This window comes from Nonomuraea fuscirosea (assembly GCF_003001935.1).
In the GTDB taxonomy this organism is placed as follows: domain Bacteria; phylum Actinomycetota; class Actinomycetes; order Streptosporangiales; family Streptosporangiaceae; genus Nonomuraea; species Nonomuraea fuscirosea.
In genome coordinates, this window is record NZ_PVNG01000016.1 from 252,614 (window position 1) to 270,540 (window position 17,927).

General features: G+C 73.4%; 15 protein-coding genes. 3 read left to right on the top strand and 12 right to left on the bottom strand.

The features are described from left to right. Positions 1-65: 65 nt before the first annotated feature. Positions 66-794: a TetR/AcrR family transcriptional regulator gene (locus B0I32_RS34100; protein ID WP_106246803.1), complete on the bottom strand. Its 729-nt coding sequence runs from the start codon at positions 792-794 to the stop codon at positions 66-68. 89 nt (positions 795-883) lie between these two features. Between B0I32_RS34100 and B0I32_RS34105 the strand changes: the two genes are divergently transcribed. Beyond that, positions 884-1,765 carry an NmrA family NAD(P)-binding protein gene (locus B0I32_RS34105; RefSeq protein ID WP_106246804.1) on the top strand — a complete coding sequence of 294 codons (882 nt, stop codon included), beginning with the start codon at positions 884-886 and terminating at the stop codon, positions 1,763-1,765. A 272-nt stretch (positions 1,766-2,037) separates the two neighbouring features. Here B0I32_RS34105 and B0I32_RS34110 read toward each other — a convergent pair whose 3' ends face one another. From B0I32_RS34110 to B0I32_RS34150, 9 genes are all read right to left on the bottom strand, one after another. Then, positions 2,038-2,895, bottom strand: coding sequence for a geranyl diphosphate 2-C-methyltransferase (locus B0I32_RS34110; RefSeq protein WP_106246806.1), 858 nt, complete (start codon positions 2,893-2,895; stop codon positions 2,038-2,040). A gap of 27 nt (positions 2,896-2,922) precedes the next feature. Beyond that, positions 2,923-4,107, bottom strand: coding sequence for a family 2 encapsulin nanocompartment cargo protein terpene cyclase (locus tag B0I32_RS34115; RefSeq protein WP_219912136.1), 1,185 nt, complete (start codon positions 4,105-4,107; stop codon positions 2,923-2,925). A gap of 51 nt (positions 4,108-4,158) precedes the next feature. After that, positions 4,159-5,553 (bottom strand): family 2B encapsulin nanocompartment shell protein, encoded by a 1,395-nt coding sequence (locus B0I32_RS34120; protein ID WP_106246808.1) that lies wholly within the window; start codon positions 5,551-5,553, stop codon positions 4,159-4,161. Positions 5,554-5,676: 123 nt separating this feature from the next. Beyond that, positions 5,677-8,178 carry a hypothetical protein gene (locus tag B0I32_RS34125; protein ID WP_106246809.1) on the bottom strand — a complete coding sequence of 834 codons (2,502 nt, stop codon included), beginning with the start codon at positions 8,176-8,178 and terminating at the stop codon, positions 5,677-5,679. Between the two features lie 162 nt (positions 8,179-8,340). After that, positions 8,341-9,108 (bottom strand): alpha/beta hydrolase, encoded by a 768-nt coding sequence (locus tag B0I32_RS34130; protein WP_106246811.1) that lies wholly within the window; start codon positions 9,106-9,108, stop codon positions 8,341-8,343. Between the two features lie 67 nt (positions 9,109-9,175). Beyond that, positions 9,176-10,450 (bottom strand): PP2C family protein-serine/threonine phosphatase, encoded by a 1,275-nt coding sequence (locus B0I32_RS34135; RefSeq protein WP_245956198.1) that lies wholly within the window; start codon positions 10,448-10,450, stop codon positions 9,176-9,178. Between the two features lie 104 nt (positions 10,451-10,554). After that, on the bottom strand, positions 10,555-11,886 hold the full coding sequence (locus B0I32_RS34140) for a family 43 glycosylhydrolase (protein WP_106246815.1): 1,332 nt from the start codon (positions 11,884-11,886) through the stop codon (positions 10,555-10,557). 158 nt (positions 11,887-12,044) lie between these two features. Continuing rightward, positions 12,045-12,587 (bottom strand): MOSC domain-containing protein, encoded by a 543-nt coding sequence (locus tag B0I32_RS34145; RefSeq protein WP_106246817.1) that lies wholly within the window; start codon positions 12,585-12,587, stop codon positions 12,045-12,047. A gap of 120 nt (positions 12,588-12,707) precedes the next feature. Then, positions 12,708-14,090: an SPFH domain-containing protein gene (locus B0I32_RS34150; RefSeq protein WP_106246819.1), complete on the bottom strand. Its 1,383-nt coding sequence runs from the start codon at positions 14,088-14,090 to the stop codon at positions 12,708-12,710. Between the two features lie 205 nt (positions 14,091-14,295). Between B0I32_RS34150 and B0I32_RS34155 the strand changes: the two genes are divergently transcribed. Continuing rightward, positions 14,296-14,598, top strand: coding sequence for a hypothetical protein (locus B0I32_RS34155; RefSeq protein WP_106246821.1), 303 nt, complete (start codon positions 14,296-14,298; stop codon positions 14,596-14,598). A 135-nt stretch (positions 14,599-14,733) separates the two neighbouring features. Then, positions 14,734-15,939 carry a low temperature requirement protein A gene (locus B0I32_RS34160; protein ID WP_106246823.1) on the top strand — a complete coding sequence of 402 codons (1,206 nt, stop codon included), beginning with the start codon at positions 14,734-14,736 and terminating at the stop codon, positions 15,937-15,939. On the opposite strand, the gene B0I32_RS34165 is transcribed toward B0I32_RS34160, so the two are convergent. Both B0I32_RS34165 and B0I32_RS34170 read right to left on the bottom strand, forming a co-directional pair. Continuing rightward, the gene (locus tag B0I32_RS34165) at positions 15,889-16,740 is read right to left on the bottom strand and encodes a helix-turn-helix transcriptional regulator (RefSeq protein WP_106246825.1); all 852 of its coding nucleotides are present in this window, start codon (positions 16,738-16,740) and stop codon (positions 15,889-15,891) included. The two genes, B0I32_RS34160 and B0I32_RS34165, sit on opposite strands and share 51 nt — an antisense overlap. Before the next feature lie 87 nt (positions 16,741-16,827). Next, positions 16,828-17,811: a BtrH N-terminal domain-containing protein gene (locus tag B0I32_RS34170; RefSeq protein ID WP_106246826.1), complete on the bottom strand. Its 984-nt coding sequence runs from the start codon at positions 17,809-17,811 to the stop codon at positions 16,828-16,830. Between the last annotated feature and the right edge of the window lie 116 nt (positions 17,812-17,927).

The window sequence follows — 17,927 nt, forward strand, 5'->3', positions numbered from 1 at the left end:
CCAGCCCAGGCTCAACGCCTGGCAAAGCTTGTCCCATCCGCGACGCCCCGCCGGGCCCCGAGCGGTCAGCCGTCGGCGGCGAGCCGGTCGAGCCACTCCTTCAGCAGTTCCCGCTCGGGGCCGCTGAGGGTGGTCTGCTCGGGCAGGGCCGCGCGCAGGGCGCGGGCGGCGCCGGCCGGGCCCGCGTCGCGGACGGCGGGCTCCAGGACGGTCACCGCGGTGACCATCGACTCCCTGAGTGTGGTCAGCAGGACCGGATCGCGCCGTTCCTCGGGCAGGGACAGCCAGGTGAGCACCGCGCCGCGCGCCGTGGCGTGGATGATCGCGATCGCGAGCTCCTCGCCCACGCGCAGCCAGCCGCCCGCGGCCAGGCGGCGGATGCGGCCCTTGAGGATCTCCATGCCGGCCTGGAACGCGGGGGAGGCGAAGGTGCTCGGTTCGCCGTACATCAGCGTGTAGAGGGCGGGGTTGGCCAGGCCGAACTCGACCGCCAGGTCCCAGCCCGCCCGCAGGTCCTCGATGGGGTCCGGCGGGTCGGGGTCGACGCGCTTGGAGGCGAGGAACTTGGTGAAGCCGTATTCGGCGACCGCTTCGAGCAGCCCCTCCTTGTCGCCGAACAGCCGGTAGATGGCCGGCGCCTGCACGCCCGCCGCGACCGCGACGGCGCGCGTGGTGACGGCGTCGCGGCCCTCCCGCGCCAGCAGGCCGGCGGCGGCCTCGATGACGCGGTGCCGGGTCTGCTCACGACCGGCGAGCGTGGCGTCGGACTCGTCCGCGGGCGGAGGTGGTGCCATATATCAACGATATCGCACCCTTGCTTCCGGCGTTATTATCAGTGCTAACGTTGAAGTGTTTCCACTGGAACCAATGCTTGGAGTGCATCATGATCATCGTGACCGGGGCCACGGGGCTGCTCGGACGTCAGATCGTCGAGCGGCTGCTGGCCCGCGTACCGGCCGGCCGGATCGGCGTCAGCGTCCGCGACCCCGAGAAGGCGCGGGCGCTCGCCGATCGGGGCGTACGGGTGCGCCAGGGCAGCTTCGCCGACGCGGGCAGCCTGGCCCACGCCTTCGAGGGGGCCGCCCAGGTGCTGATCGTCTCCGTCGACCTGATGGGGGAGGAGGCCGTGCGCCGCCACCGTACGGCCATCGACGCCGCCGTCGCCGCCGGAGCCCGCCGCGTCCTGTACACCAGTCACATGGGCGCCGCCGCCGCGTCGCGGTTCCAGCCCTGCCGCGACCACGCCGCCACCGAGGACGCGCTGCGGGCCTGCGGCGTGCCGTTCACGTCCTTGCGCAACGGCTTCTACGCCGCCAACGCGCTGCGCTTCCTCGGGGACGCGCCCAGCACCGGCCAGGCCGACCTGCCCGCGGACGGGCCGGTCAGCTGGACCGCCCACGAGGACCTCGCCGAGGCGGCCGCCGCCATCCTGGCCGACGAGGGCCGCTTCGACGGCCCCACACCCCCGCTCACGGCGTCACGGGCGCTGACCTTCGCCGACATCGCCGGCCAGGCCGCCGAGATCACCGGCCGCCCGATCACCAGGAACACGGTGTCCGACGAGCGCTTCGTGCACGGGCTGACCGGCCACGGCGTCCCGGCCGAGGCGGCGGAGCAACTGCTCGGCGCCTTCACCGCCGCCCGCGCCGGCGAGTTCGCCGCCACGGACCCGGCCCTGGCCACCCTCCTCGGCCACGACCTCACCGACCTGCCCACGCTCCTGCGCCGCCACCTGTCCACGCCCGCCCCGAGCGCCGCCCGGTAGCCGTGCGCATGACCACCGGGCGTCAGGAGGTGGCGCTCGATGGGGGATCCGTCTCGTCGATGAGAAAGGCGACATAACCGTCGGAGGGCGTCGTCCCCCGGGTGAGCATCCAGTGGACGCGGCGGCCCCCGTCAGCAGCGGCCAGACCCGGTCCCGCGGGCGGCAGCCCGCCGGCGCAGGCGATCGCACCGCCGCCGCGCCTTCCCTTTCCGGCCGGTTCCGGGCGGCATCCGGGCGGGGACGCGGGTGCGGCCGCGTCCCCGCCCGGGGCGTCAGACGCGGTCGGCGGCGATCAGCAGGTACTGGAAGCTGCCCCCCTTGTACGCCTCCAGGAACGCCTCCTCGATCCCCGTCGCCAGATGCGTCCTGGCCCGCAGCTCCCAGTACGGGATCGTGGCGGGAGTGAGGTCCACGACGCTGACCGGGACGAGGCGGTTGGCCGCAAGCTCCTTGAAGTACGTGCTGCGCGAGTGGATGTCGCAGATGTAGTGGGCGTTGATCTGGCTGATCGCCCTGGACGGCAGGCCGTAGGCGTCGTTGTAGCACCCGGTGATGCACACGTAGCGCCCGCCGCGCCGCAGCAGCCTGGCGTGCTCGGCGAACAGCAGCGACAGCTCCACGTACATGGTGCTCTCGTTGTTCCAGCTCGCCTGGAAGGCACCGGTCTCGAAGCCGGTGTCGAGCATGTTGCGGAAGTGGAAGCGCACCCGGTCGTCCACGCCGCGCTCCTTGGCCTGCTGGTTGGCGAAGGCGACCTGGGACTCGGAGATGGACACGCCGTCGACCTGGCAGCCGAAGCGCAGGTTGGCCAGGATGCTGGAGCCGCCCCGGCCCGAGCCGGCGTCGAGGACGCGGTGCTCGGGGCGCAGCGGCCCGAGGTGGGCCATCAGCGTGTGCGCCTGCGCGCTCTCCAGCCGGTGCAGCTCCTGGACGACGCGTTCCTCCCTGGACTCGGCGGGGGCGTCAAGGACGGACCAGTCCACGTCGCCGATGCCGTAGTGGTGGTGGTACAGGCCGTCCACCTCACCGAGCTTCAGGTTGACGGGATTCTCCTCGGTGTTCCAGTAGTCGGCGACGGACTGCTGATAGAGGCTGCTCAGAACGGGCGAGGCGTTGGACGTGACGGTCACGGCGGGCTCCTTGCGTCAGGTGGATCGTCAGGACTGGTAGCGGCTGGTGCTCTGGTGCCACTCGAGGCCCCCGGCCATCCACGCCTGCGCGCCGCGCAGGAAACGCTTGAGCTCGGGGGAGGGGAGGGCGGCCAGCGAACGCTGGCTCTGCTCGAACCCGCGCACGAAATGGTTGTGCAGGTGGACGGTGCGTTCGGTGGCCTCGCGGATCGAGCAGCCCTCTTCGGCGGCCATCAGCAGGATCACGTTGGAGTCGGGCAGCTCGTCCGCCGCCTCCCGCTCCACCGAGTGCAGGTCGTTGACCAGCACGCTCGCGGTGCCGGCCTGCATCAGCGCGGTGTGGAAGCGCGGCTCGCCGAACAGGTTCGCGGGCAGCTCGTAGCCGCCGACGACGTCGATGAGGACCATGGAGGTGTAGAAGCTGTCGTGCTGGCGGGCCGCGAGATACCGCCAGACGGGCGGCGGCGTCTCCAGGTAACGCCAGGCGGCGTAGGCGGCCCAGCTCACGTACATCTGACTCGTGATGCCGCGGATCCGCATCACCTGCGCCGGGGTGGAGTGGCGGGCCGCGTGGCTGGTGGCCGAGCGCAGCGCGACCAGGACGGGATCGCTCCTGATGTGCTCCTCCAGCTGCGCGGTGTAGCGGCCGGCGTCGGGCGGGGGGTCCATGGCCGAGGTGACCAGCGCCAGCCGGGGCGGCAGCTCCGTGGGGGTGGCGCCGAGGTCGCTCTCGTCGGCGTAGTAGTCGTCGGCGGCCCACCACGCCGCGTTCAGCTGGGCGGCGATCAGCAGGTGGTCGGGGTCGTCGCTGTCGGCGTGGGTGAGCATGGCCAGCCGCCCGTAGCCGGTGGCGGCGAACTGCTCCATCCGCCCCTCGTGCACGCCGGTCCGCTCCGCCCACGCCACCAGCCGCCGATCGACCTCGGCGCCGAGGTCGTCGTCGACGCGGACGGTCTCGGGCACGTAGAGCGGCGGGTAGGTGCCGTCGCCCCACTCCCGCTCGCGGCAGGCCAGCGGGGCGAGGCTGAGGCCGCGGTCGCCGCCCGACGGGCGCGGCCCGCCGGGGACGCCGTCCTCGTGCCCGTCGCCCTCCTCGAAGCCCGGCCGGTACGGCCGCAGCGCCGAACGCAGGCTCAGCGTGTACGCGCCCAGCCCCGTCGGCCCGGCGGGCACCGGCGTCGCGGAGGGATCGAATGCGGAGAAGTCCAGCATGTCGGGTCTCTTCCAGGCTCGGCGGTCAGGATCTTCCCAGGGGTCGGCGGGTCAGGAGCGTGGGGCCGCGATGTCGACGTCCTCCAGGATGCCGATCGCGTCGGGCACCAGGACCGCCACCGAGTAGTAGGCGCTGACCAGGTAGGACATGACGGCCTGCTCGTTGATGTCCATGAAGCGCACGTTGAGGCCGGGTTCGTACTCCTCGGGGATGCCGGTCTGGTGCAGGCCGACGACGCCCTGATCGTCCTCGCCCGTACGCAGGGCCAGGATCGAGGTGGTGCGCCCGGCCGAGATCGGGATCTTGCCGCAGGGGAAGATCGGGATGCCGCGCCAGGCGGGCACCTCGTGGCCGTTCACCTCGATGCTGCCCACGACCAGCCCGCGCTTGTTGCACTCGCGGAAGAACGCGGCGATCGCCTTGGGGTGGGCCAGCAGCAGGCGGGTCTTGCGGCGCATGGCGATCAGCTCGTCGAGGTCGTCCGGCGTCGGCGGCCCCGACCAGGGGTAGATCCGCTGGTCGTAGTCGGTGTTGTGGAGCAGCCCGAACTCGCGGTTGTTGAGCAGCTCCCACTCCTGGCGCTCGCGCAGCTCGTGCACGGTCAGCCGGAGCTGCTGCTCGATCTGGTTCATCGGGTCGTTGTAGAGGTCGGCCACCCGGGTGTGCACGCGCAGGATGGTCTGGGCGACGCTGAGCTCGTACTCGCGCGGGTGCAGGTCGTAGTCGACGAACGTGCCGTCGATGACGGGCTCGCCGGTGTGCCCCGCCGACACGGCCACCGCCGCCTCGCCGCGCCGGTTGACCGGCCGCAGCAGGCTCTCGCGGTGGCGGGCGACGTGCTCGCGCAGCGCGGGGGAGCGCTCGGCCAGGCGGTGCAGCGCCTCGCGCGGCGCGAACAGGATCGTGCAGGCCGTGGCCGCCCGGTACGTGCACGGCCAGCGCGGATCGTCGTCCGTAAGGGCCTCGTCGCCGAACTGGTCGCCGTCGGCGATGACGCCGAGGAACTGGGCGTCGCCGTATCGGCCGGTGGCCAGCCGCTCCACCCGGCCGTGGGCGATCACGCAGGTCTCGCCGACCGGATCACCGGCCCGGGCCACGACCTCGCCTGGACGGTATTCGCGCGCCGTGAACGACTCCGCGACGGCCGCCAGCACGCCCGCGTCACCGAAGCCGCGCAGCGCGGGGATCTCCGTCAGCGTCTCCGGCACGATCCGCACGTCGCCGGCCCCGGCCTGGGCCACCGCGACGCGCCCGCGCCCGGCCCGGTGCGTCAGCCGGCGGTTGACGCGGTAGGTCCCGCCCCGAACGTCCACCCAGGGCAGCATGCGCAGCAGCCAGCGCGAGCTGATGGACTGCATCTGCGGGCGGGTCTTGGTGGTGGTGGCCAGGTTGCGCGCGGCCCGCGTGTCCAGGCTCAGCCGAGTGTCCGTGGGCTCGGTGGGCATTGCTCCTCCGGGGGGTCGGGCAAGCGGTCGCTACTCAACGTAGTTATACGGACACTAAGCGTAGAGTATCTTGGCAGTGAGGAATGCTGTCCCGGCGTAAAGACGATGTGACGTTACGGCCACTTACGGGCGGGGCGGCGGACCGGCCAGGTTCGCGGCCAGGGCGGACACCTGCCGGCGCAGTTCCTCGTCGGCCCAGAAGCCGGTGTGGGCGCCGACCCGCGGCAACGGCTGCCCGTACAGGAAACGGCTGGTCGGCGGGTCGGGCAAGCGCTCGTCCACGGTGCTGTCGCGCACGGGGCCGCCGATGTAGTCGGTGTCGCACCAGAAGTTCCGCCAGCACGCCACCTTGATCCCCGGCCCGTACGCCAGCCGCCGGAACAACGCCTCGCCGAAGTACGCCGGAAAGCCCCAGGCGTAGAGCGTGCGCAGCGGCGAGCCGAAGGTGACCAGGGCCACCCGGTCGCGGACGGGACGCGCGTCCGCCTGCGCCAGCGCCGCGACGGCGATGATCGAGCCCTGGCTGTGCGCGGCCAGCAGCGGGATCCCGCCGTTGTCGTGCAGCCACCACAGCCGCCGCTGCAACTCGGGCACCGCCCGCTCGGCGTACGACGGCGGCGCGAGCGGATGCGAGTGACGCGGCCAGAACGTGGCCACGTCCCACAGCACCCCGATGGAGCGGCGGTGGCGTTCGTCCTTCCAGCCCAGCCGCAGCAGCACGAGCAGCAGGGCGGGCAGCAGCATGGCGGCCCCCGAACAGGCGGTGATCAGCCAGTTGGGGTTCGCCGGCGGCCCGCCGGAGGTGCGCAGCCGCCACTGGATCCACACGAACAGCACGCCCCCGACCACCGCCACCGCCGTGAGCAGCAGATCGAGGTCGCGTGGCGCCCGGGCCAGCCGCCGTGCCCTGGCCACCCGGCCGGGCCAGCGGCGCACCAGCCGCCGCTGCCACTCGGGCACGGGGCCGCGGGCGACCGTGGAGACCCACCACTCGGGGTGCGGCTCGCGGGCGACGTCACGCGGGCAGTAGTAGTCGAACACGGCCTGCCGGCCCGTCCAGCCGCTGATCAGCCAGCGCGCCAGCTGGTGGAGCGCGAAGCAGGTCACCAGCAGCAGGGGGACGGCGACGAGGTAGGGGGTGATGTTCCTGATCAGCGGGAACACCGCGATCGGCGGCTCGCCTCCCGGCGGCGTGGCGACGTCCAGGCAGCCGCCGAGGCGCGGGTCGTGGCAGGGCCGCAGCGTGCCCAGCCACTCGGCGACGAGCAGCAGCGTGGCCAGCATGAACGTGTTGAGCACCGCCATGGCCACCCCGAGGACCACGAACGGCGCCGCCCACCGGAACCTCCCGCCGCCGGACCCGCCGTCAGAGCCGTCCCCGGACCCGGAGCGGCGCTCGGAGAGGGCTCCGACCGCGCCGACGGCGATCCCGAGCCCCGTGCCGATCCAGATCCACAGCGAGTCCGTGCCCCAGATCGCCAGCACGGCCACCCCGGCGGCGAAGGCCGCTGCCACCAGGGCGGTACGCCGGGCGACCCCCGCCCAGTTCTCCCTGGTCCACGCGCCCGCGACCAGCGTGACGGGGACGAGGAAGAGGGTGAGGAAGACGACCCCGTACACCGCGTCCATGAAGACCTGCAGACCGGGCAGCTCGTGCGGGCCCGGCCCCAGGGGATCCCCCGGCGGCCGGGTCACGGCCAGCACCGCCGCCCCCGCCACGGCCGCGCCCGCGACGCCCAGCAGCGCCCACGACCGCCACCGGCCGCCCGCGCCCGCCGTGTCGGCGCGCAGCTCGATCGCGCACAGGGCGACGACCGCCGCCGGCACCGCCAGGAGCGGCCAGAGCCAGGGCCCCGCCACCGGCCTGACGCCGTGCGCCGTCCACGCGACCAGCGCCGCGACGAGCGCGAGCGAGCCGGCGACGTGCAGGCGGGTGAGGACGCGGGTGTGCTGGACGCCGTTCCAGAACGCCGGGTCGGACAGGCCGGGGAACCCGTCCTCCGCGTTGGGGCGGCGCTCCTTGCCCGGGTCGGGGGCGGCCGGTTTGATCTGGTCGTAGCGGTTCTGGGTGGTGTGGGCGAGCAGGTACAGCGCGCCGATCAGCAGCAGCGGCGCCAGCGCCCCCACCAGGATCCGCACCGCGGGCAGGTCCGGCGGCAGCACCCAGGCCGGCCAGCGCGCGCACGAGGGCACGCCGCCGCACTGGTAGGCGACGTAGTCGATCGGTACGGCGGCGGCCAGCAGCACCAGGTTGAGCGTCAGGCCGAACGAGGCCAGCCGGGCCGCCCACCGGAACAGCCGGAACCGCACCGGGCGATCGGACAGCCACGGCGGGAACATGTGGGCCGCCATGTTGGCCAGCGCGAACGGCAGCAGCACCAGCCACAGCACCCGCCACGAGCTGCCCGAGGTCAGGCCACCCCACGAGTACGCCTCGACGTGCCGCCCCTCGTGGTCGGCCGTGCGGTAGAAACCGGCGATGCGGTCGCCCGCGACCTGCGTGGGCGCGAGGTCGCCGAGCAGCGATCCGGGCGAGGTCCCGCCCACCCCGTGCAGGCGCAGTTCGGTCACCCCCGACAGCCCGTCCGGGTGGTGACCTGTGGCGTGGGACGTGTGCTGCGGCATGGCGCGTCACCTCTCCCTCGGCGGGGGGACTCCATGATGAGGCCATCGGGCGCGCGCCGCATGAGTAATGTTCGCCGACCGTCGCTGAGTACGGTCGGCAAGGTATGGCCGAGGTCTCCCCGCGCCCGAGACGAGGCTCCCGCGCGGCTGAAGCCTGGGGGATCACCAGCCCTGGCCGCGCAGGAAGACGGCGCAGCGCCGGGTCCAGTCGGCGGCGACGGGCTCCTCGCCGGCCAGCCCGAGCCCGTGCCTGCCGCTGGGATACACGTGCACCTCCTGGCGGACGCCGTGCCGGGCCAGCGCCGTCGACAGCAGCAGGGTGTTGTCGAGCGGGACCCCGTCGTCGTCGGCGGTGTGCCACAGGAACGTCGGCGGCGTGCCCGGCCCGACCCGGCCGGGCAGCGACAACCGGTCGCGCAGCGACTCGGGCGCGTCCTCCCCGAGCAGGTTGGCCGCCGAACCCCGGTGCGCGGCCGGCCCGGTCAGCGTCGTGACGGGGTAGCAGAGCACGGCCAGGCCGGGACGGTGGTCGGCCTCGTCGATCGCGTCGTACGGGCCCTCCGCGAGCGCCGGGCCCGTCTCGGTGGCCAGCAGTCCCGCCAGGTGGCCGCCCGCCGAGAAGCCGAGCACGCCGACGCGGGCCGGGTCCACGCCGGTGCCGGCGGCGTGGTGCCGGACCCAGCGCACGGCCCTGGCGGCGTCGAGGAGGGGCAGCGGGTGGCGGTGCGGCGCGATCCGGTAGCGCACGACGAACGCGGCGATCCCCAGCGAGTTCAGCCACCGGGCGACCGGGGCGCCCTCGTGGCCGGCCAGGTGGTGGTACGCCCCGCCGGGGAACACGACGACCGCCGGGGCCGGCGCGTCCGCGCGTACGGGGAAGGCGGTGATGGTGGCCGCGCCGGTCGTGGGCCACAGAGGGTGCTCGCTCATGCCGGCCTTTCGTCTCGCTCGACGACGGATGGTAGCGAGCGAGTGAGCCGCGCCCGTACGCCGGGGGCTACGGAAGGTCGTCCTCAGGAGGGACGCCGCTGAGAGCCTCGACCTCGTGCCTGGAGTACGGTGAGCCGGGCCATTCGACCAGCAGGACCGTGGCGTCGTCGCGCAGCCGGTGCTCGTGGTAGTCGAGGTGGTGGTGGATCAGGCGGCGCAGCGTCTCGGGCACCGGCAGCTCGTCGGCCTGGTGCCGGATGAGGAAGTCGGCGAAGCGTTCCATGCCGAACTCCTCGCCGTGCCGGTTGCGTGCCTCGGTGATGCCGTCGGTGTAGAGCAGCAGCCGGTCCCCGCGCTGGAGCTGGGTGTGGCACACCGTCACCGGCAGGCCCAGCCCGGTGCCGGCCGGCGGCGCGGGGGAGCAGCCGAGCTCGACGGTGGCGCGCCTGCGGACGATGACCGGCGGGTAGTGGCCGCAGCTGGCCCATTCGAGGTGGCCGCTCATGATGTCGAGCGTGGCCACCACGCAGGTGGTGAACCGGTCGCCGCCGAACTGCTCGGTCAGAGCCTGGTCGATCCTGGCCGCCGACACGGCGAGCCCGTCGCCCTCGTGGCGGCTGTTGCGCAGCGTCGTCAGCGCGAGGTTCGCGGTCAGCCCGGCGCCGGTGTCGTGGCCCATCGCGTCGAAGATCGCCAGGTGCGCCTTCGTGCCGCCGAAGGAGTAGTCGTACACGTCGCCGCTGACGTCGTAGGCGGGCTCCATCACCGCGCTGATCACCAGCCGGTCGGTGGCGAACGTGCGCTGCGGCATGAGCCGCCACTCCATCTCGGCCGAGACGCTCATCCGCCTGCGGCGCACCAGCTTGGCGTAGACGTCGCTCAGGGTGCGCTTGGACACCACCAGCAGCGCCACCAGCCCGGCCAGCCGTTCCATGTCCAGCAGCGCGTCATGGTCGACGGCGGGCAGGGTCACGCTCAGCACGCCCAGCCGGTCGGTGCCGTCCACCAGCGGCACCCACCACTGCAGCGGGTCGCGTACCGTCGCCGGCATGATCTTCCCGTGCTGGAAGGCCCGCCCCGCCACCGTGCCCTCGATGGCGATCTCGTCGCGCTCGCGCTCGCCGGCCGGGGCCGGCTCGGCGACCAGCGGGGAGAGCACCTCCTGCTGCAGGTCCGCGAGGTAGATCAGCACGTCGCAGAGCCCGACCCGGGCCGCGTGCTCGGACACCAGGCCGGGGACCTGCTCCAGCGTGGAGGTGTGGCTGGCGGAGATCAGCTCGCCGAACATCGCCGCCCGCGCCGCCGCCGACCCTGCCGTCGGGCGGGAATCGTGAGAGGACATGTACTCACCGTAACGATGGGGTACGGCGTTGGCGGCGTCCCGGGCGCGCGAACCGCCGGTGCGGACCCGGGCGGGACGGCCGGGCCCGCACCGGCCTGGCGGTGTCAGCGGCCGTGGCGGCGCTGCACGTACAGGCGGTTGCCCTCAGGCCCGGTCCACTCCACGCGGACGACGCCGGGCACGGCGGCCTCGGCGACGCGCGACGGGTCGGACCAGTAGCCGGCGGCGGGGTTGCGGAAGAACGTGGCCCACAACCGGCCCGCGTGGTCGGCGAACAGGTTGTTGTGGCCGGCCCCGACCCCCGCCGTCCACCTCTCGGAGTACGGCCCCTCGAACTGGTCCGCGACCGCGATCACCGCGTCGTACTGGTACTGCGTGCGGCCCGCGCCGGGCGGATCGTAGGCGTGCCGCTCGCCGCCGCCCGACACCCGGTCCCAGGCGGCGTGCAGCAGGTAGTACTTGCCGTGGTGCTTGAACACGTACGCGCCTTCGAGGTACGGCTCCGGCGTGTACGGCGTCTGCCGGAAGGCCGGCAGATCGGTCGCGGGGACGATGTCCTCCATGTCGTCCCTGAACTTCGCGTACAGGTTGTTGTGCAGCACGAGCCAGGCGTCGCGGCCCTCGGTGTAGAGGCTGCCGTCGATGTGGTGGTACGCGCCCGGCTTGATGAACGCGGGCCCGCCGATGAAGGAGTCGCCGAACGGCTTGTCGAGGTTGCCCTCGGCCAGCCGGTACGGCCCCTCGACGCCACCCTCGCTCACCAGCAGGAACGAGCCGACCTTCTGCGAGTGGTCGCCCATGCACGCGACGATGTACCACTTGCCGCCGAAGCGGTGCACCTCGGGAGCCCAGACGTTGCCGCGCTTGCCGAACTGCTCGTCGGTCCAGTACTCCTGCCACGGCGCCACGACCGTGCGGCCGGGACGGTTCTCGGCGGCGAACTCCGGCGACCAGACCTTGCCCTTCTCGGCGCCGGGCCGCACGCGGGTGGTGTCGGCCAGCCGCCACGGCCCGCGCAGCGACCTGGCCGTCCAGACGAAGATGCCGTCGTTCCACGGCCCGGCCGCGGGCAGGCCGGGGACGCGGGTGGTGCCCGTGGCCACGTAGAGCGGCCGGCCGCCGACGACGAAGCAGTTGACGTAGGTGTCGCGCATCCACACCCGGCCGAGCTCCCTGTCGCGGGGGCGCTGTTCGAGCGGCAGGACGAAGGAGTTGTCATCGCGCGGCCACAGGTCGGGCCGGATGTCGGCGAGGCCGTACGGCTCGGGGGCGGGCCAGTTCGGCGGATACCGCTTGGCCGCCTCGGCGCCCTGCGCCTGCCCCTGTGCTCGGGCCTGTGCGGCCGTGGCGGGCAGTGCGGCGGCTCCTAAGAGGCCGGCGGCGCCCGCCAGCAAGGAGCGCCGGCCGACGTCGGCTCCGGGCTCAGCACCACTCATCAGCCATGTCCCTTCAGATCGGCAACTGCCGGGTCTAGTCCGGCTATGTCCGGCTAGTCTGCCTAATTCGCGCTAATTCGGTCAATAACCCGGATTAATTCGGCGGGGAGCCAGCGGGCGTTGCAGGGTGGCCCGGAAGGCGTTCCCAGGTCTTCGGGTCAGACCCGGTCGAGGGGACGGTGCGGGCCGTCCGGAAGCCGTACCTCGATCGTGTCGCCGGGACGGACGACGCCGCCCGCCTTGACCACGCTCATGACGCCCGCGCGGCGCACCAGGTTCCCGGCCTCGTCGCGGCCGACGACCTCCTTGAGCAGGCCCTTGCTGAACCCGTCGATCTGCGGGCACGGGTTGCGCAGGCCGGTCACCTCCACCACGGCCTCGCCACCGATCAGCAGCAGCGTGCCCACCGGCAGGCCGAGCAGGTCGATGCCCTGGGTGGTGATGTTCTCGCCCAGTTCGCCCGGCGCGACCGCGAACCCGGCCGCGCGCACCTCGGCGAAGAGCTCCTCGTGGATGAGGTGCACCTGGCGCAGGTTCGGCTGAGTGGGGTCCTGCGCGACCCGGGAGCGGTGCTTGACCGTGACGCCCATGTGGGCGTCCCCCTCGACCCCGAGGCCCGCGAGCAGCGTGATGCTCTCGCGGGTCGGCTTGGAGAAGGAGTGCTCGCCGTTGCTGCTGACCGCCGTGACAGCGCCGCCCATCCTGTTTCGGCCCCTTTGTGTGGTGTCGACCCTTAGGGGCGCAGCCTATCGGCCGGACATCTCCGCCCGGCGCCGGCCCGCACGCGTCGATCTGCCGCCCGCACGCGTCGATGGTGCCGTTCAGGGGCGGTCGTCACCGTCGATCGCCGACCGCAGCACCCCGACCACCATGGCGAGCTCCGTCAGCAGCCCCGACACCGTCGTCCGATCGCCGCCGTTGAACGACACCATGCGCAGCTCATCCGGCTTCGGCAGCTTCGCCATGATCTCGGGCAGCGACTCGATCAGCCTGGCCTGCAGGCTGGCCGGCGTCTGCGCGTTGTCGATGTCGGCCCGTAACCGCGCCCGCTCCACCTCCAGCAGCGCCCGCTCGTGGTCGGCCAGCGCCCTGGACTGCGTCAGCCGCAGCTCGCCGTCGAGCTCCAGCCGCCTGAGCTCCTGCTCCCGCTCGATCCTGAGCCTGCCGGTCGCGGCCTCCTCCGCGTGCCGCTCACGCTCCATCCGCAGCCCGTGCCTGATCGTCTCCGCCTCCAGCTCCGCGACCGCCCTGGAGTCGTCGTGCTCGCGCCGGGTCCGCCGCAGCCGCTCGGCGACCTCGGTGTCGAACAGCACCGCCTCGTTGGCTGCCCGCAGCTCGGCCAGCTCCCGCTCGTGCTCCAGGCGCCGCGTCTCCTTCAGCCGGGCCGCCGCCATCTCCCGCTCGGCGATCGCCTCCTCGGAGCGCAGCTCGGCCAGCCGGGCCACCTGCCCCTGCTCGGCCCGGTACGGCTTCTGCAGGTTCTCCCACAGCTGCGCCGAGCTGACCACCGCCTCCTTGATCTGCACGGTGACGATGCGCAGGCCGAGCCCCTGGTCGCTGTGGTCCTCGCCCTCGGCCACCGCGCGCAGCCGGGCGGTCAGCTCCTCGATGATGGGCTGCTTGTCGCTGAGCACGTCCCGCACGCCCATGGTGGCCACCTTGTCCTTGATGGCCGCCTCCGCCTGCTCGCGCAGCTGGAGGTTGACCAGCCGCATCGGGTCCTCGGGGTCGCCGAAGTCCAGCTTGCGGTAGGCGATGGGGAAGGCCTGGATGCCCCACTGCACGTACCCCTGGACGAGGACGCCCTGCAGCTCGCGGCAGACGCAGTACGCGTTGATCAGGATGGTCTGGGTGGCGCCCGGCACCACCAGGAACGAGTCGATCGCCGGGTTGAAGCGGAAGGAGACGCCGAGACCGATGTGCAGCGGCCGGTCCCGCCCGCGCCTGGTGTGGACCACGTACGCGTTGGGCGGCACCAGCACGTTCTTCCACCGCCAGAAGCCCGTGATCCGCACGTCCACCGGGCCCGGCCCGGAGCGGTCCGGCTGCCCGCCGCCGAGCGCGCGCTCCCGCTTGGCCAGCGGGCCGGCGGCCATGGGCGGCTGCTCGGCGGGGGCGCGGCGGGCCCTGAGATCGTCCTCCAGCACCGCCTGCTGCGCCACGACCTGGTCCAGATAGGCGTTGCCCTTGCCAGCGGTGCTCATCGACCCCTCCGCCCACCTCGACTGCGGACGAGTCTCGCCTACGCCGGCGAAGCGCCGCAACCGTCATGCCCCACCGCGATCACGACTGGGTAATGTGAGACCACGGCGCCGCCCGTGTCTTGAGCGCAGGTCAGGAGGTGATCACGGTGCATCCGGTCCCATGACAGCCCCATCCCGGGGTGTCACGGAGCCGAAAGGTGACCGTATGAGCAAGACCGACAAGACCCGGCCGTGGTGGGTGCGGCTGGCCGACGCGCCCATGGTGACCTGCGCGCCCGTGCACGACCACCGCTTCGGGCCGTGCACGCTGACCGAGGAGGTCACCGCCGCGAGCGCGTCACTGAACCGCCGCCTCAGCGGCTGCCACTGGCAGGCCACCTCCTTCTACCTGTTCGACCTCGGCGGCGCGGGCGGGGCCGGGGAGTGGGCCTTCATCCGGCGTGAGGACCGCCGCCGCGACCGCCGCGCCGCGCGCCGTGAGCTGCGCGCCCACCGGCACGGTCGCTGACCGCGACGCGGGTCGGGCCGGAGCCCGCCGTCACAGGGCGGCGGGCTGTCCTGTCCTTGTCGGTACGGACGTCACGTAGCGACAGGAGCCAGACCCTTGCCACCCGCCAGCCCCCCGTCCCGGATCCGGATCCGGATGAGCGCCCGTCCCATCGACGAGCCGCACCGCGTCGCCAGCCAGCTGGAGCTGCTGTTCGACCTCACCTTCGTGGTCGCCGTGGCGGCCGCCACCGCCGAGCTCGCGCACCACATCGCCGGCGGTCACGGCCTCGCCGGGCTGATCCCGTTCCTCCAGGTGTTCTTCGCGATCTGGTGGGCGTGGATGAACTTCACCTGGTTCGCCTCGTGCTACGACACCGACGACGTCGCCTACCGGCTGCTGACCATGGTGCAGATGGCCGGCGTGCTGGTGCTGGCCGCCGGGGTGCCCGCCGCGGCCGGCCACGACGACTACGCGATCGTCACGCTGGGCTACTTCATCATGCGGCTCGGCCTCGTCGCCCAGTGGGCGCGGGCCGGGCTCGAGGACCGGGAGCGGCGTCGTACGGCGCTGCGTTACGCGGCCGGCGTCGGGCTGCTCCAGGTCGGCTGGGTGCTCCGGCTCGTCCTGGACGAGGCGGGCGTGCTGCCGCCCTCGCTCCGGCTGCCGTTCTTCCTCTGCCTCGCCGTCCTGGAGCTCGCGGTGCCGCGCTGGGCCGAGCGGGTGAACCCGACCACCTGGCACCCGCACCACATCGCCGAACGCTACGGCCTGTTCACCATTATTCTGCTCGGCGAGAGCGTCCTGGCCGCGAGCAGGGGCGTGCAGGGAGCACTCGAAGCGGGCCGGGGCGGCGGCGCCCTGGTGGTGGTGGCCGGCTCCGGGCTGGTGCTGCTGTTCGCCCTGTGGTGGCTGTACTTCCTCGTCGAGGCCGGTGAGGGGCTGACCGAGCGCCGCCACCGCTCGTTCCTGTGGGGCTACGGCCATTACGGGATCTTCGCCGCGCTGGCGGCGCTCGGCGCCGGGCTGGAGGTCGCGGTGGAGCAGGGCGGGCACCGGCTGGAGGTCTCGCCCCTGGCGGTCGGCTACGCGGTCGCCGTACCCGTCGCCGTGTTCCTCGTCCTGATCGCGGCGCTGCACGCGCTGCTCACGGCGCGGGCCGCCGTACGCCCGCCCGTGGTCGCGGCCGGCGTCGCGGCGGTCCTGCTGCTGCCCCTGGCCGCGCCCGGGATCGGCGTGACCGCCGTGGTCGCGGCCGTCGCGGCCGTCTGCGTCCTGCTGGTCGCCGTCACGATCGCGCGCGGGCGCCGCTCAGCGGGCCACGTCCATGCGCTGGGTGCCGACCACGGACAGCAGCCTTAGCGCCTGCTCGGACGGCGAGCCGGGAACGGCGGTGTAGATCACGACCCGCTGGTCCCGGCCGGAGATCTCCAGCACGTCGCAGTTGACGGTGATCGGGCCGACCAGCGGATGCTGGAAGGTCTTGCACAGGACGGGCTCGGCGGCCACGTCGTGCGAGGCCCACAGCCGGGCGAACTCCACGCTGCCGGCCAGGAGCTCGGCCACCAGCCCGGCCAGCTCGGGGTCATCGGGGTAGCGGGCGGTGGTGGCGCGCAGGTCGCGGGCCGCGGACCGGGCGAACTCGGCCACGTCGGAGACCCCGTACAGCCGCCGCCCGTCCGGCCGCGGGCCGAGGAAGGCCCGGCGCACCAGGTTGCGGTCGCGCCGCGGCACCGCGGAGAAGTCCTCCATCAGCGCCGCCGCCAGGTCGTTCCAGGCGAGCACCTCGAACGCCGCCGACGTCACGATCGCGGCCGCCTGCGGCAGCCGCTCCAGCAGGTCGAGGATGCTCTGCCGCACCTCGCGCGACGGGCCGGGCGCTGGTCCGGGCGGCGCGCCGGCGAGATGGTGCAGATGGGCGCGCTCGGCGTCCGACAGGCGCAGGGCGCGAGCCAGCCCCGCCAGCACCTCGCGCGACGGGCGCGGGGCGCGGGCCTGCTCAAGCCGGGTGTAGTACTCGGTCGAGATGAAGGCCAGGTTCGCCGCCTCCTCGCGCCGCAGCCCCGGCGTACGGCGGCGCGGCCCGGCGGGCAGCCCCACGTCGGCCGGCGCGATCCGCTCGCGCCTGCTGCGCAGGAAGGCGGCCAGCTCTCTTCTGTCCATGCTCCCAGTCTGCCCGGCCGCCGCCGGCGTCAGCCAGGTACCACCGGTGCCTGGCTAACCCCCTCGCGTCGTGGCCACCGGCGCGGGTCACAGGCCGCTGAGGGCCCGCATGGCCTCCCGTTCGAGGCGGGTCAGGTCGTGCAGGACGGCGCCGGCCTGCTGGAGGGGCGCCGCGTCGCCGCTCTCCCCGGCCTTCGCGACCAGGGCGGCCACCTCCGCCCACAGGACGGCTGCCTCGCCGTACAGCCGGTGGCCGGTACGCAGGGCGGCGGCGTCGATCAGGCCGGCGCACTCGCCGAGGAAGTCCCGGTACAGGGCACGGAACAGGCCGCCGCCGGTTCCGGCCCGTTCCATCAGGTCGGCGGCCAGCGCCAGGTCCCGCCCCGGCCGCTCCGCGCGGGCGAGCCAGCCGGGCAGCAGCCCGGCCGCCTTCTCGATGCCGCGATGACCCAGGTTCGCGATGGGCGGGGCCAGGAACGCCTCCGCGCAGGCCCTGATCGCGGGCACGAGCCGCTCCTGCCAGCGGGGCGCGTCCCCGGGGACGGCGACGGTGAACGACCGGTTCCGCGCGGTCATCGGCCCCCGCTCCGCCCGCGCCAGGGCCAGGGAGGCCAGGCTCGTCCGCACTGCGCCGCCCTGCTGCGCGGTGTCCACCAGGTACGCCTCGTGCTCGTCGTAGCCGTACATCGCCACGACATGACCGCCGAAGTGCGTCCTCGTCCCGAAGTACTCCAGGTGGTAGCAGTCGAGCTGCAGGCCGACCGGCCGGCCCGCGTCGATCGGCCCGGCCACGTTCCGCCACGCCCTGCCCGCCGATGTCGTCTCCTCGGTGCGCGACGTCAGCCCCAGCCGGGCGGCCAGGTTCACGGTCAGCGCGTACGGCTTGACCCGGCCCCCGAGGAACGGGAACGGCTGGTTCCTGCTGTCCCAGTAGACGAACGACAGCCCGGAGCCGAGCCCGAACAGCATCGGCTCGGACAGGTCGAGCCCCTCGTGCCGCAGCAGCACGCCCAGCGCCGTCGTCTCGCAGTGGTGCCCGCCCCGGGCGTCGATGTCCGGCACGATCGTCATGTCCTGCTCCAGTGGTGCGTCGGGTCGAAGGGCACGGGACCGAGCATGCCGTCTCCCCCGGGGGGAGAGTCCAGCCGGGTCCCGCCCCTGGCTCGATCCCCGGTAAGGGATCACCA

What these genes read in the sequence shown, in the direction of transcription:
- B0I32_RS34155 (WP_106246821.1), top strand. Translation starts at nt 14,296, where the DNA reads ATGAGCAAGACCGACAAGACCCGGCCGTGGTGGGTGCGGCTGGCCGAC.
- B0I32_RS34145 (WP_106246817.1), bottom strand. Translation starts at nt 12,587, where the DNA reads ATGGGCGGCGCTGTCACGGCGGTCAGCAGCAACGGCGAGCACTCCTTC.
- B0I32_RS34140 (WP_106246815.1), bottom strand. Translation starts at nt 11,886, where the DNA reads ATGAGTGGTGCTGAGCCCGGAGCCGACGTCGGCCGGCGCTCCTTGCTG.
- B0I32_RS34115 (WP_219912136.1), bottom strand. Translation starts at nt 4,107, where the DNA reads ATGCTGGACTTCTCCGCATTCGATCCCTCCGCGACGCCGGTGCCCGCC.
- B0I32_RS34165 (WP_106246825.1), bottom strand. Translation starts at nt 16,740, where the DNA reads ATGGACAGAAGAGAGCTGGCCGCCTTCCTGCGCAGCAGGCGCGAGCGG.
- B0I32_RS34125 (WP_106246809.1), bottom strand. Translation starts at nt 8,178, where the DNA reads ATGCCGCAGCACACGTCCCACGCCACAGGTCACCACCCGGACGGGCTG.
- B0I32_RS34135 (WP_245956198.1), bottom strand. Translation starts at nt 10,450, where the DNA reads ATGTCCTCTCACGATTCCCGCCCGACGGCAGGGTCGGCGGCGGCGCGG.
- B0I32_RS34105 (WP_106246804.1), top strand. Translation starts at nt 884, where the DNA reads ATGATCATCGTGACCGGGGCCACGGGGCTGCTCGGACGTCAGATCGTC.
- B0I32_RS34160 (WP_106246823.1), top strand. Translation starts at nt 14,734, where the DNA reads ATGAGCGCCCGTCCCATCGACGAGCCGCACCGCGTCGCCAGCCAGCTG.
- B0I32_RS34150 (WP_106246819.1), bottom strand. Translation starts at nt 14,090, where the DNA reads ATGAGCACCGCTGGCAAGGGCAACGCCTATCTGGACCAGGTCGTGGCG.
- B0I32_RS34170 (WP_106246826.1), bottom strand. Translation starts at nt 17,811, where the DNA reads ATGACGATCGTGCCGGACATCGACGCCCGGGGCGGGCACCACTGCGAG.
- B0I32_RS34120 (WP_106246808.1), bottom strand. Translation starts at nt 5,553, where the DNA reads ATGCCCACCGAGCCCACGGACACTCGGCTGAGCCTGGACACGCGGGCC.
- B0I32_RS34100 (WP_106246803.1), bottom strand. Translation starts at nt 794, where the DNA reads ATGGCACCACCTCCGCCCGCGGACGAGTCCGACGCCACGCTCGCCGGT.
- B0I32_RS34130 (WP_106246811.1), bottom strand. Translation starts at nt 9,108, where the DNA reads ATGAGCGAGCACCCTCTGTGGCCCACGACCGGCGCGGCCACCATCACC.